Source organism: Tumebacillus avium (assembly GCF_002162355.1).
Classification (GTDB): Bacteria; Bacillota; Bacilli; order Tumebacillales; family Tumebacillaceae; genus Tumebacillus_A; species Tumebacillus_A avium.
On record NZ_CP021434.1, the window covers coordinates 3,831,984 to 3,845,173 of the forward strand.

Annotated in this window: 9 protein-coding genes; 8 read left to right on the forward strand and 1 reads right to left on the reverse strand. The window is 48.4% G+C overall.

What is annotated here, in order from left to right:
- Positions 1 to 12 precede the first annotated feature (12 nt).
- Positions 13 to 6,300, reverse strand: coding sequence for an HYD1 signature containing ADP-ribosyltransferase family protein (locus tag CBW65_RS18540; RefSeq protein WP_087458091.1), 6,288 nt, complete (start codon positions 6,298 to 6,300; stop codon positions 13 to 15).
- A gap of 319 nt (positions 6,301 to 6,619) precedes the next feature.
- Here CBW65_RS18540 and CBW65_RS18545 point away from each other — a divergent pair, with 319 nt between their 5' ends.
- The 8 genes from CBW65_RS18545 to CBW65_RS24350 all read left to right on the forward strand — a co-directional run bounded on the left by CBW65_RS18545 (position 6,620) and on the right by CBW65_RS24350 (position 12,892).
- Positions 6,620 to 6,907, forward strand: a complete 288-nt coding sequence (locus tag CBW65_RS18545) for a hypothetical protein (RefSeq protein ID WP_087458092.1) — start codon at positions 6,620 to 6,622, stop codon at positions 6,905 to 6,907.
- A gap of 244 nt (positions 6,908 to 7,151) precedes the next feature.
- Entirely contained in the window at positions 7,152 to 7,331 is a 180-nt protein-coding gene (locus CBW65_RS24605) for a hypothetical protein (RefSeq protein WP_198299863.1), read from the forward strand.
- On the forward strand, positions 7,332 to 7,991 hold the full coding sequence (locus CBW65_RS24915; protein WP_232463365.1) for an SDR family oxidoreductase: 660 nt from the start codon (positions 7,332 to 7,334) through the stop codon (positions 7,989 to 7,991).
- Between the two features lie 176 nt (positions 7,992 to 8,167).
- Positions 8,168 to 8,326, forward strand: coding sequence for a hypothetical protein (locus CBW65_RS24920; RefSeq protein ID WP_232463366.1), 159 nt, complete (start codon positions 8,168 to 8,170; stop codon positions 8,324 to 8,326).
- A gap of 92 nt (positions 8,327 to 8,418) precedes the next feature.
- A complete protein-coding gene (locus tag CBW65_RS18560) occupies positions 8,419 to 8,682 on the forward strand; it encodes a hypothetical protein (RefSeq protein WP_157722053.1) in 264 nt (87 codons plus the stop codon).
- A gap of 751 nt (positions 8,683 to 9,433) precedes the next feature.
- Positions 9,434 to 10,765, forward strand: a complete 1,332-nt coding sequence (locus CBW65_RS18565; protein ID WP_198299655.1) for a helix-turn-helix transcriptional regulator — start codon at positions 9,434 to 9,436, stop codon at positions 10,763 to 10,765.
- A 448-nt stretch (positions 10,766 to 11,213) separates the two neighbouring features.
- A complete protein-coding gene (locus CBW65_RS18575) occupies positions 11,214 to 12,494 on the forward strand; it encodes a helix-turn-helix domain-containing protein (RefSeq protein ID WP_087458097.1) in 1,281 nt (426 codons plus the stop codon).
- Positions 12,491 to 12,892 carry a hypothetical protein gene (locus tag CBW65_RS24350; protein ID WP_157722054.1) on the forward strand — a complete coding sequence of 134 codons (402 nt, stop codon included), beginning with the start codon at positions 12,491 to 12,493 and terminating at the stop codon, positions 12,890 to 12,892. The genes CBW65_RS18575 and CBW65_RS24350 overlap by 4 nt, the downstream gene beginning before the upstream one ends.
- Positions 12,893 to 13,190: the final 298 nt, after the last annotated feature.

Below are 13,190 nucleotides of genomic sequence, written 5' to 3' on the forward strand. Positions count from 1 at the left end.
ATCCCAGCCTTTCTATTTCAGAATCACTCTTCCGTAACTTACAATTCGTCCGCTGAGATCCAATGGTACATCGTTTGGAACTACGTACACGCCAGGTCTCCCCATTTTCACCGGTAAACCTGTCACGTCAATTCCAATATAGTGCGTATATTTTTTCCCTTGCCATGGAATGCTCAAAAATTCCTTGGAAAGTTGTCCCGGTGTCTTCTGACCAGGAACAAAGTCAGACATGTATTGACCATCTCCGTACCTTACATCCTTTGGGCTAACTGACTTCAACGAAGGATTCAATTTGTTGGAGGATACAATCCCGTTCATGCCAGCCTCATTTGTGTAGTGATAAAGAGTGGTGCTGCTACTTGACCCCCCGCCTGCGACTCTAGGAACTGGCGGTCCAAAAATTGCCTCTCCTATAGCTCTACCAACTGCAGGGTTTCCACCGGCATATGGGCCATCCATGTGTTTCTCCATCATCCCTGAAGGGTCGACCAAAAGGATCGGGTTGTTTCTTGAATAATGATAACTTGGCATTTTTGAAATTGGGTCAGCAGACAAGAACACGCTTGTCATCGGGTCATAATATCTTGCGTTAAGGTAGTACAGCCCTGTATCCCGATCATAGCGATAGCCTGCATACAAATAAGGATTAAACTTAGCAGCTTCGCCCGTCTCCGAGAGGAGCACGCCCCACGCATTATACTTGTAGGTGGCTACGATGTTGCCGCTCGAATCGGTCAGATTGATGATATCTCCACGATGATTGTGAACCGTGTAGTACGTAGCGCCTCCGTCATTCATATCGGTGATGCTCAGCAGTTGCCCAGTCGGGCTCCACGTGTAGTACTTCTGGAGGACAGCGTCTGCAAACTCGGCCACTACGTTGTTGCTGTCTCCGTCGTAGAGATACTGGGTGACATGTTCTTGGACCCGCTCCATCACGCGGCGCCCTAAGTGGTCGTACTCGTACGAAGCCACAACAGAATTGTCTGCTACACGTATTACCGCTGTCAAACGACTTGCAGCATCCCACTCATATGTGTAAGTGCCGTTCGACGTAACACGACCCGCTGCATCGTAAGTCCATTCGACATTGTCTACTTTGACTAATTGAGTTTTCGTCGAGTCGTATTGATAGGTAGTAGAAGTAACAGTCCCGTCTGCCAGCTTTGCTTCTTGATGTATCCGATTTCCAAATGCATCGTAGACGTAAGTTATCTCTTCGCCTGTGGAAGCTGTTTCTTTTTCCAACTGGCCTCTTGGGGTGTACTGGTAGCTCCACTTCGTGCCAGTTTGATCTTGGACCGAAGTGAGGTTCTGTTCTTTATCATACTCGTAGGAGAAAGCGGACAACAATGCGCCTGAAATCGTCTGATTGCGGATTTCGGTGACGTGTCCCAAATTGTCGTACTCGGCGTGCATGATGGTGTCGTTACCCTTTTTCAACGTGGAGATCTTGTTGTGCTCGTTGTACAGGAAACGGCTTGCCTTTCCGTCCGCATCGGTCATGGCGATCGGCTGATTGACCAGATTGTAAGAGAACCACTGTGTCTTCACAGTCGCGCTTTCAAGCGATTTCAGCGTTTTTTGTGTGACGTTACCGTTCTCGTCATATGAATACTCGACCTGGCCCTGATTGTCCTTCCAAAGGGTCATACGATTTAGTTCGTCATAATTGGACGACCAGGACAGTGCTAATTTTAGGTCCTTCACCTCTTTGATGTTGCCGTTGGCGTCGATGTTGGCAAACTGGTAGCGTTTCGCTCCGTTCAGCGAGATGTCGGTCTTCCGATCCGCTTTATCATATCCATAGGAGAGGGTCTGCCCGTTCGGCAGTTTGGTTTGTTTCAAGTTCCCGTTTGGCGTATAGGTGTGCGTGGTGATCTTCCCAAACGGGTCGGTTACTTCGGAGATCTGATCAAGCGCGCTATACTTTAAACTGGTCTGTCTGCTTTCCCCTGTCGAAGCGCTGTCTGTGATCGCAAGCAGTTGTCCGTCACGGTCATAAGAGTACTTGATCGTTAAGTTCCCGCCAGGCAGCTTCACCTCGGTCAAACGGTTCAAGGCATCATAGCTTTTGTTCGTAACGTATTGTTTTGGGCTGGTGATCGACGTCTCGTTTCCCGATGCGTCATACTCATACGTGCTGCTGTTTCCGTTTGCATTTGTCGTCTTGCTGAGCCATCCGGTGCCCGCTTTGTATCCGTAACGGGCCGTAACGCTGTCTGTCTGTAGCCGAACGTTGTCGAAAAATACAGTTCCTGTCGTGCTGCCAGTTCGAAGCAGGGGTTTGAGGAACACCGTTCCTGCGATGGCCTGATCATTTGGCAGTTCAACACTTAAGCGTTTCCAATCACTGGTGCCGTACTGACTGTTCGTTACGGCGCCAAGTAAAGCTCCGCTAGAATCGAACATGGCGATCTTGAGAGTTGCCGTTGCGCCGTTTGCAGTTTTGACAAAGGCACTGAAATTGTATGATTTGTTTTCATCGTATTGGAGCAAGGATCCATAGTTGTAGCCCGTCGAACCTGTCGGATCGGAGGTGGTCGATACAGACACGGCACGATTTCCAGCATACACATTGGTGCCGACACCTGCGGCACCACTTACCAAAGAGTACGTGCCGTCAAGTGGCGTTTTCTCCCAAAATTCCGGCAGTTCTGCGCCAGAGATGCCGCGTTCGAAACTGGAGTTATCGAGCAGGTTGTAGGCTGTGTCGACCGGGTTTTTCTGGAGCTGTATTGCGTCAAAAGAGGAACTGCCTTCACCAGTGCCGTTTGCAGTGGCGACCTTCACGCGCACTTTTGTCGTATTCACAGGGAAATCGCCAGGTCGAATTGCCGTGTTCCAGCGCTGCCAATCAAACGCTCCATTCAAACTTATTTTGCCGACTTCACCGAGATACCCATCACTACTGTTGTAGGCCAACACCGAAAGCACTGTGTTTTGATTACCTGATTGCTGCAATGCCTTCAGATACCCGGAAAGGACATATTCTTTTGTTGGTTCAACACTGACCAGATCGGATTGCAGCACCGTGTACCCCAAAGCCTTGCTGCTCGATGCGGACAGACGGAGCGCCTGCTGGCCGACAAAAGCGTCTGCCTCCTGTGCCCACGCCGCTTTTTCTCCAGCGTTAAAGCTGAAATGTGCTGGGGTTCCATCTTCGTTAGGTTCACTTTCAAAACTGCTGTTGTCGACCAGATTGTCTGCCCAGCCAAGGTAACTGGTTTCGCTGGTCACGTTTCCGTCCGCATTGTGCTCTTTCGATTGACTGGTGTAGTAAGGATCGCGGGAAGTCTTTTCGTGCTTTCCACTGTCGTACGTGTAGTAAGACTTTTCCTTTTCCCCGCGTAAACCTTGGCTAGCGACAAGGTTTTGGTCGGCGTCGTAGGAGTTCCAAGCCTCATCGTTTTTGGGATTCTTGCTGTAGGTCAAACTTCCTTGATCATTGTATTGATAATTCCAGACGCGGCCCATCGGATCAGTATGGGATGTTTTTTCATTGGCGTTCCATCCGTATTTATCGGTCAGTTTCAGAACGGCAGGGTCGCGCTGAAGCATTTCCATGTTCAAGTTTTTGTTGTATTGATAGAGCCTCTTTTTGCCTTCTCCGTCATAGTTCGCGGCTTGCATTGTCGGCGCATAGGCGGTGTACTGATCGCCGGAAACGAATTCTCCGACTGCGGATGCTTGTTCCAGCTGTACCGCGTCAAACCAACTCGTCCCTGCACCAGTTCCGTTTGTAGTCGCTAGCTTTACTGCGACAAAAGCGGTGTTTGTCGGGAGCGAAGAGTAAGTTTTCGCGACCCGCTTCCAATTGAACGATCCTTGCTCGGTCGGACGAGTCGCTGACTCCACTTCACCGATTAAAGTTCCGCTCGCGTTGTAAGCAAGCAGCGACAAAAGGGTATAGTGCGCACCTGAAGTCTGGGTCGCTTTCATAAAGCCGCTCAGCGTATACGCTTTGCTACGGTCGACTGAAATTTTTTCGGACAGATAGACCGCGTAAGGTGTGGCAGTTCCGGAAGCCACGCTTACTTTCAGTGCCTGCCCGTAAGGCGAGCCTGCCGCAGCATCCTTAAGACCTGTCGCTTGCCCTTCGTTGCCGATCAGATGATCTGGAATCAGATCTCCGTCTGCATCTACTTCAAAGTTGCTGTTGGACATCCCGTTTCCAACGTTGATCGCTGAGATGAAATCATCGTCTCCATACTGATAGTACGTAGTTTTTCCTTCCGGCGTAACGGAAGCAGCCAGGTTCCGGGCGTTGTCATAGCGGTAGAGGATATCGCCGCCAACCGGGGCGGGTGCCGGTTGGGTCACTTTGGTCAGGTTGCCGGAACCATCATAGAAGTAGGACCACCTTTTACCAGCAGGGTCGGTGGCGGTTGCCACTTTTCCGTTCCCGCCGTATGTCAAGGTGATCGCGTGACCCGCTTTGTCTTTGAAGCTGGAAACCTTACCGTACGCATCCCGCAAAAAGGTGACAGTGTTGCCGGCAGCATCTCGAATTTCGGTTAACCAGCCGCCTTTGCCAAACGTGTAGGTGGTTTTTTCCGGAGTTTTGATCAACAAATTTGAACCGGATCGTTCGAGCTTCCAATACAGGCCCTCCAAAGGCTCATAACCGGTTTTCGACGCGTTTTGCTCAAAGAAATGAATTGAACCGTCAGCTTCCTTCAGCCTCACGGATCCATCAGTTAGCTCTTGAAGACGGGCATCAAACGCCGAGCTCCACCCATATCCAAAGAAACCACTTTCAGTGGAACGACTGTTGTACGCCCGGCTCAATTCGACATCGGTACCAAGCCCTGGGTAGGAGATGTCCATGAAGGACTGGTAAAGATTTAGGTTTGCCATGTTCACTGGCCCGTCAAATGTCCAGAAGGACTGTTCACCTAAAGGCTCGGGAACGTAGTTGATCTCAAGGACAGGTCCATAATGCGGCCCGTTCTCTGGAGAGGAGGCAATTATTTCGCGCATCACGTGCGTCTCATTCTGATAGCGTAACTCTATTCCGTAGTTAGGTTGCTCGCCGGTGTACCAGTCTTTCACGATCTTCGTGATATCGAAGCTCCACCAGTCTCCCTCTGCAGCTTTTGCTGTATAGGAAGCTTTGTTTGTATCATCGACAAATCCTGCGGTGTTCGCCTGATTCCAAGTAACAGTGTCATGTGACCACGGCTTTTTGATTCGCCGAGCTTCCACGATCGGCGTCTGTGTTGTTTCCCAAATCTTAACGTTTTGAACCGCGAAATGTGCCTCGTGTACAACGGCACCGTTCGGCAGATCGGGCAGTTGAAATTGATAGAGCGAGCGGGCGACTCCATGGTTATCTCCGTTACCGATTAGTGTGTTGTACCAGTCGGTGAACTTGACACAATTCCCAGCGCTATTATAGCCGCAAGCGGAGTTCGGGCTGAAAGATTCGACAAATGTATCGTAGACTTTCGTGTTGAATTCAGCTCTGACCGTGGGATCGATCTGCACAGGGTAGGCGCGTTCCGGATCTTGCAGCCATGTTGCATCTGCAACTATGTCAACGTACACTTTTCCATTTTCATCCGATTTAAATTTATATTCGACCTGATGGGTCATGTTCTGGTTTGCATCGACCATGAACGGTCTTTGCAAGGTCAAGAGCGGCGTGTTTTGTCCCTGTTTAAAAAAGGAAACGGAGCCGTCTTCATTGGTTTGGTAGGTTAGATTAGATGACTTCATTTCAAACGAATAGACGGACGGAGCAGATGCATCCTTAAGTATGATCGTCTCCTTCAGGCCGTAAGCTGTCACATCATAGGTCAAATCGACTAGCGGAACAATATTTTCATATTTGATCATGTTGCCGTTGATTATGCCTTCTGTGTCTCCAGCAAACAGCGGTCGGAAGGACAGGGCAGTCCCTTCAAAGTGAAAATCGGTAAACCCAGAGTTTGCCGTTCGTTTCAGTTCAACGGCAAATCGATTTGCTTTGTTGCGGAAGTTTCCATTCGCTTTTTCTTGCAGATTTGAATCGATTGGAAGCCAACTTCCAGTACTTTCGTTTTTATAGTGTATTGGTTGCCCGTATACTTTGACAGTCGTGCTGCCATTTGGGTTTAGAAACCGTTTGGAGTTGATTGTACGTTCTTCCTGGAGCTCGACAGGTTCGGTCGGAGCCGATGAAAAGGATTCATCTTTGCCAAGTGGACGATCTTCGGTCGCTTGAACGGACGATGCGCTCCCGGGTACGGCACCGAGCAAGATCGCGAATGATAAAAGGATGCTCATGGCAGAGCGAAAACGTGATTTTCTTAACACATATTTTCCCCTCTCAGATGTTTAGTTCGATGATGTTAGGAGTTTGATTCCTCTAGGATATATGAGCAGATAGAGATTTATAAGATGTGGAGGTTTGGGAATGCAGGTTAGGATTGAGAGGGGAACCAGAGTTCCTGAACTGTTTGGTCAAAATTGAGGACTCGCATAATCGAAAGTATCAAAGTGATCATAACGGCAACCCCACGTAGATTCGAATCTTGTCCTCTCCGCCAAACGTTAAACAGCAAGGTTTCATGAGGGTTTTCCACTGATTGCGGAGAGACCGCATGGACTCTTTTTTGTTGGCGAGTTCGCAGCTTTGGTGTTGTTCCTGATTCCGCGGGAAGAACCGGCTGATTACGTGTACCGTGAATTTCCTCAAACGCAGGGCTGGGGCAATTTGAAAGTGGAGAATACCACGGAAAGCGATAAAGTTGCTACCCTTGAAGTGACCTACGAGGCAGATAAGACCTTTCAAGCACATGAGAAGTGGTTTATCAAGGAAAGAACCAAGTTGCAGGACCTTCCGGGAGGGCAACTTGAAAAATGGCACGGTTATGTCTATTTAGCAAAAGATGGTCTGCTTTCTTGGGAAGCCGTTCAGTAAGAAAAAAACTGGTGAGAGATTTCTCACCAGCTTTTTAATGCACACGCGGTTTCGATATGCATGTTTTGCTCTATCAAAATACTATGAGAAATTCCCGTCTACAATATGTAGATGGGCATTTTTAATAAATAGGAATGTTAGATCGTCAGTAAGTAGTGGGCTAAGTAAAAGGATTCTTTTGTTTCGTTGCAACTTGCTAGTTCTCACCAATGGTATAGGTGATGCTGTGCTTTACCGACACCGGATGCGGCATCTTGGAATTGCGGATTCCCAAGTTTGGCGAACCGTTTTACACCACAAGGAAAAGGGCACCGTCCTCGGGCTGATGGTGCTGCACGAAGGCATGATCGGTGTCACCAGCGTCGTCGACATGGGGACGGTGGTGGAGATATTGCTGCCGGCTGCCATGACGGAGAGGGTATAGGTGCAGAACACGTATTTTTTCACCGGTTTCCCAGGCTTTATCGACAGCCGACTAATCACGCGGCTGGTCAGACGGGACGAGTCTGCAAGCTTTGAGCTGCTGGTGCATCTCAGCCAGTTGGAAAAAGCACAAGCCGCCATGCGCGACCTCTGTGCGGCGGGAACGGGCACGCCGGAGCAGTTTGTGCTGATCGCACGAAGCGAACCTCGCGATCGAGGACGAGTATCTGGACGAGCGCAGGACATCGCCTACCGCGTCAACGTCATCGGCACGGAGCAGGTCGGGAAGTTTGTCAGACGCCTGCACAACTTTCAACGCCTGATCTACTTTTCCACCGCCTATGTGTCGGGCGACCGCACGGGAAAGATTTTGGAGACGGAGCTGGAGTTGGGGAAGGGATTTAAGAACCATTACGAGTCCACGAAGTATGAGGCGGAGCGGATCGTGCAGAAGTTGCGGGATGATCTCCCTGTGACGATCATCCGGCTGGGCATCGTGATGGGAGATTCGAAGACGGGTGAGACGGTGAAGTTTGACGGGTCGTATTTTGTCATGCGCTTTCTGGATGCGTTCTCCCAGTTCCCGCTGCCCTATGTCGGGGCATCGGAAGCTAGGATCAACCTCGTGCCGATCGACTATATCGAAGCGGCAACGGTGTAACTCGCTCATGCGGGAGCGGAGGCGAACGGCGTGTTCCATCTGACCGATCCGTACCCGTACCGCGCACGTGAAGTGTACGAGCGCATCTGCCAGGAGCTGGTCGGGAAAAGCCGCTCTTTACACTCCCGGCGTCGAAGATCTCCTCGGCGCTGTCGATCGGGGCGTTTCGCCGGTTTGTGAAAGTGGAGAAGGAGACGATCGCGTACTTCTCCTGCCGGGCCGAGTATGATTCGGCGGAAGCGCAGCGCGTGTTAGGGGCGGCTGGGATTCAGTGCCCGGATTTCCATTCGTATATTGAGAAGGCAGTGGATTATTACAAGGCGCCACCGGAATGATCCGGAGATGATGATTTTGGTGAGGTAATTTAGAAGAGCAGTTTCTGACGCTTGGAGAACGGGTGAACTGCTCTTTTTTGAAGGAGCAGAACATGATCGCAAAGTGGCTGTGTAAGTTGGCAAAATCATCATTAAGCAGAATCGTCTGCTTGGGGTTTCAATATGGGAGCGGGCTGCTTCCGGTCAAAAAAGTGTTCGTGTCGCCGCGCGTGATCGGGTTTTATCATCCGAAACCTTCGTACTCTCGGCACATGCTGTTCGTTCCGAAACGGGCGGTGTCTACGCTTGAAGCATCGGACGTTGTTCCCGGCATTGTTGGAAGCAGCGCAGATGGCGGCGAAAGGGCAGGAAATTGAGAGCTATGTCTTTCCGCTAGAACGGCGGTCCGCGGCAAGAAGTGATGCAGGTGCATTTTCACCTCATTGCGGAGAGACCTTGACTGTACAGCCCAAGTGGCGTGGCGAGACCGTGTATGAAGACGAGCAGGTGACTGTGTTTTGGCGCCCGAAGAGTTCTTATGAATGAACAGTATGACGAGATACTGAGTAAGTACCATGTTGAGGATGACCAATTACCGTTCTGAATCATCGACCAACCTGAGCGGTGAGTCATTTACTATACACGACCCGTTTTCAAAAATCGCGCTGCCCAACTTTGTACAATTCCCCAGTGGCTCATATAGCCCTCCAAGAAACTAATCCAACCAACGACAGCCATTAACTAGTAGAGCCACCTTCACGAGCCTTGGAGGGTGTGCTGAGGATCATCAACACTTGTATTGCTAGGGGGCAATGGACACTAATAAGGTCAGATAGCTTGACATCATAGACCGAAAGAAACTGATGTTGCTACAGTCTTCTGCGGTTTCGAGGGTACTTTAACCGATGCTCCAATACCATGATAGTTACAAATAAAACCGATCTCCATACTCCAAGAAGATAGATCCACCAATCGTACCAGAGTTCACCACCTAGTAAAAAGTTTGCGTAAAGGTAAATATAAAATTAGTAAATATTAGCCACGGTGATTACAACTGAGTCTTCTCGTTCAATCGTGTTTTTGTTATAATTATCAGAAATGGCGAAAAATCCGGGAGGTTCATATAAAATGGTGATTGACGGTAAGGGGAATATTGGTGAAAAAATCAGAACATATAGAGAAGAAAGAGGATTAAGCCAAAAGGAGCTTGCTGAAAAGGCGGATGTGTCACCGTCAACGATAAGCAAGGTCGAAGGTGGAGTCTTTACTCCGTCGCCCGATAAACTTCAACGTGTCGCGGACGCGCTTGGTATCCCGTTCCATGAACTGATTGATTTCTCCGCTGAGTTGGAGATCAGTACCCAAGTCATGATTGTGAAAATTTTCGTAGAACGGAAAGAGTACCACTATGCATTGAAACACATTGCTGACCTAGAAAAGCGTGGTGATCTCCTTGAGCATCAAAAGCAAGATGTTATCTTGTTCAAGGCTGAATCATATATGAGGACGGGGCGTACCGAGGAAGCTATTACCCTGCTTTCTGAACTTCGTACAAGCCTAGAAAAATTCCAAGGAGACGAACATCTTATTGCAGATGTATTTAACCGTTTAGGTAATGCCTACTTTCTTGCCTCCAACATCACCCATGCACATGCACATTATGTTAGGGCGCATCAGTTGTCTTTAACTTTCGCTATCTTTGACGAACTGGCGGCGAAAATATCCTATAACCTCGGGATGATATGCAGTTGGCTGAAAAAGCCTTCGGAAGCAACAGAACATCTCGAAAATGCAGAACGATACTTCCGTGACATTTCCGACCACATCAAATTAGCCGACACCCTTTTTAGACAGGGACAATGTTATCGTGATCTAAACAAAATGGAACTAGCGGAGAGGTATTTGAACGAATCTTTTGTCATATATAAATCGCATAACCACCTCGTACTGGCGCAACATGTTCGCTACAACCTCGCAAGCACGGTGACAGCCTTAAACGAATTTGACCTTGCGATCGAACAGCTTCTGGAGTGTATTGACAACTTCAAAGAGTTACAGAGTTGGAATATGGTTGTTTATACCTATGTGCGAATTGCGGAGATTCACTTAGAGAATGGTCGTTACAAAGAGGCTGAGAAGTTTCTAGTGGAAGCGCAACAAGTGTTACGTTCGGTTGAGCTTCCTGAGTATGACCATAATAACGTCTATGCCTTTTACTACAGAGTTTTGGCAAGGTCGTTATACACCATAGGCAAATATTCTGAAGCAATTGAAATGTCGTTTAATTCGTCGGAACTCTACGGTAAAATAGGGGTTAAGAGAGACGAAGCTGATTCTTTAGAGATTGCGGTGGACTCTTACTTAAAACTCGGTGATACAAATGAGGCGATCCAGCTTTCAAGACGTATCAGTGACCTGTTAAGGTACTCTCTCGACATATTCGCCAATCCGGAGGTGTAATGATGGAAAGACTCGTCAAGATCATGGTTTGCGCTGCTCTCGTTGGTTCTGTTTTTTGGACGGCAGCTCTGTCAAAACAGCATAACGCTGACTACACGGGGCCGGGTCCCATGAGTATCGGAATCTCTGTGGCTACCAACATGGGTCCCGAACCGATGACAATTGGAGATGATCAACTAAAGGATGCTATCTTCGAGACTCCTAGGCAACATGGTATCGTCTCTTATACAGCATAGTGACAAGGAAAACTCTTAAAAAAACCCTAGCCAAGCTAGGGTTTTTCTTTGTGTAAACGTGATGAATGATCAAGTCTCGTTTGTCTTGCAATTCAATATTTATTACTGAGTGCAAACCCCTTAACATAGCGTTATAAGCGGTTTCCTAGATTGACATAAAGAATATTGCAGAAGAAGAAAACCGTTTTACCAAGTAAAGGGGGTCACTCCAAATGTCGTTAGGTAGCAAGATCAGAGAGCTTCGCTTGAAAAAGGGGCTTACCCAAATGGAGCTTGCCAAAGGGTTAATAACTTCAAGCATGATCTCGCAAATTGAATCAGATCGAGCTCGCCCATCTTACAGAGTTTTGGTGGCTATTGCTGCCCGTCTGGATGTTCCGCTTGAGGAACTTTTGAAAGATGTGAATCTCGAACTCGAACATTTCAGCAAATACAAGATGGCTATGAGCATGGTTCGAGCAAAAGAGTATCAGACCGCGATTCCGTTGTTAAATGATCTCTTAGAAGTCTCGCTACATCGGATTCCAACAGAGGGGTTGCTTTTGGAACTTGCGCTTTGTCACATTGAAATGGAAAATGTGCTGGAAGCGGAGAAGGTTTTGAATCAGTTGTATCAACTGGTCAACAACGGTCAGAAGGATCGCCTAGCTTCTGAGGTATTGCTACAAATGGGCAAAGTGGCGGCTTTGAAAAGCGAATATCCGATTGCCCTTTTCCATACGAGCAGGGCTTGGGATGAACTGCAAAAGGTCGAGGAGATCGAAGAGGACTTCCATGCGAAAGTTTTGATGCAACTTGCTGTCCTCCACGAAAAGGTTGGTAAGGTAGCAGAAGCGTCCCAGTATTACGAAAAGGCATTGCTTTTGAACCAATCCAACGGCGAAGATCGAGCAACCACGTACCTGAGACTTGCAACGGTGTATGATCGGCAAAAGAAGTACGAACAGGCAGAAGAGTATGCGACAAAGGCGTGTGTGTTGTTAGAGGAACAAGCCAACGAGAAACAGCGGCGAGAGATGCAACACCGTTTGATCATGCTTGAGCGTGGAGCGAGTAATTGGTGGCTGTCCGTTCAAAAATTGTTAACCCTTGTAGAGCAGTTCGAACGAAATGACGAAAAATCAAGTGCCGGAAAGGTTTATGCTGATCTTGGACTCATCTGCTTAGAGAACCAAGAGCTTGATGAAGCCTGGGCATACGCTGAAAAGGCGAAAAGGCGGCTTTCTGATGCTGATTCCACAATGGGGACAGTTCACTGGGTCTTGTCGTTTGTTTATTTTCAAAGTAACGATGAGATAAAGGGACAAGAACACCTCGACAGCGCCGTGAGGATTTTTGAACAGTATGGCAAGTTTGCGGAGTTGGAAGAGATCACGCTGCACGTATGCCGGTATCTGAGCGACAAGGGGGATCACCGTGCAGCATTTGAGCGAATGGAACGGTTTCATCAATACATGATGGGACAATTAGAGCGGCGTGGGATCGTCCTGTGAAAGTAGAGTTGATGAACACGTATGAAAGGTTGAACTGGGAAAGTTATTCCCGCACAAAGGTACGAATCGGGAATTTAGCAGGTTGCCTGTACATTCATAAAAAACATCGAGATCGCTGGTACTTTCGCGGTCATCGAGTAGAAGCACCCAATTTCTCTCTAGCGATGACCAAACTTGAAGAGCGTATTTTCGGCGTAGAGGGTTTGTCGGACGGTGTTTTATGGGAAAGAGTCGGTGTCATGATCGGTGTGAATGGCATCTGGGGATACATGTATAAGAGCGTGACGAGGCAAGGTGTTTGGATATGGTGTGGGCATGAGTTTGAAGCTGAGACAGAAAAGCAAGCAAAGGCAAAGATCGTTAGCGAACAAATAAATTTTTCATCTGATTCTGGATGAAAGTACAAAAGACGAGGTTCTTGCAACCAAGTGAGGGGAACCACAGCGGATCAACAAGACGACTACAGCGGCAGGTGTATCCGAACATTGGGTGCATTTTCTGAACAGATACGAGTACCTTGAAAATGAAGTTGTGACTGCGGTACAGGAGTAAACAGGGCGATCCTAGCGGGTCGCTTTTTTGTATGGTCACGGGGAACGGCAGAGAGTCAGGAAGGTAGGGTAAGTCTAACCTCCCCAGCAGCCCGTGTTATTGTCCTCGATAACAATTATGGAGAGCCGGTCTTTTCCCCGATGT

Bases quoted from the DNA above. Each gene is read 5' to 3' on its own strand.
- CBW65_RS24605 (WP_198299863.1), top strand. From the start codon at position 7,152: ATGCGGCATCTTGGAATTGCGGATTCCCAAGTTTGGCGAACCGTTTTA.
- CBW65_RS18560 (WP_157722053.1), top strand. From the start codon at position 8,419: ATGATCGCAAAGTGGCTGTGTAAGTTGGCAAAATCATCATTAAGCAGA.
- CBW65_RS18565 (WP_198299655.1), top strand. From the start codon at position 9,434: ATGGTGATTGACGGTAAGGGGAATATTGGTGAAAAAATCAGAACATAT.
- CBW65_RS18575 (WP_087458097.1), top strand. From the start codon at position 11,214: ATGTCGTTAGGTAGCAAGATCAGAGAGCTTCGCTTGAAAAAGGGGCTT.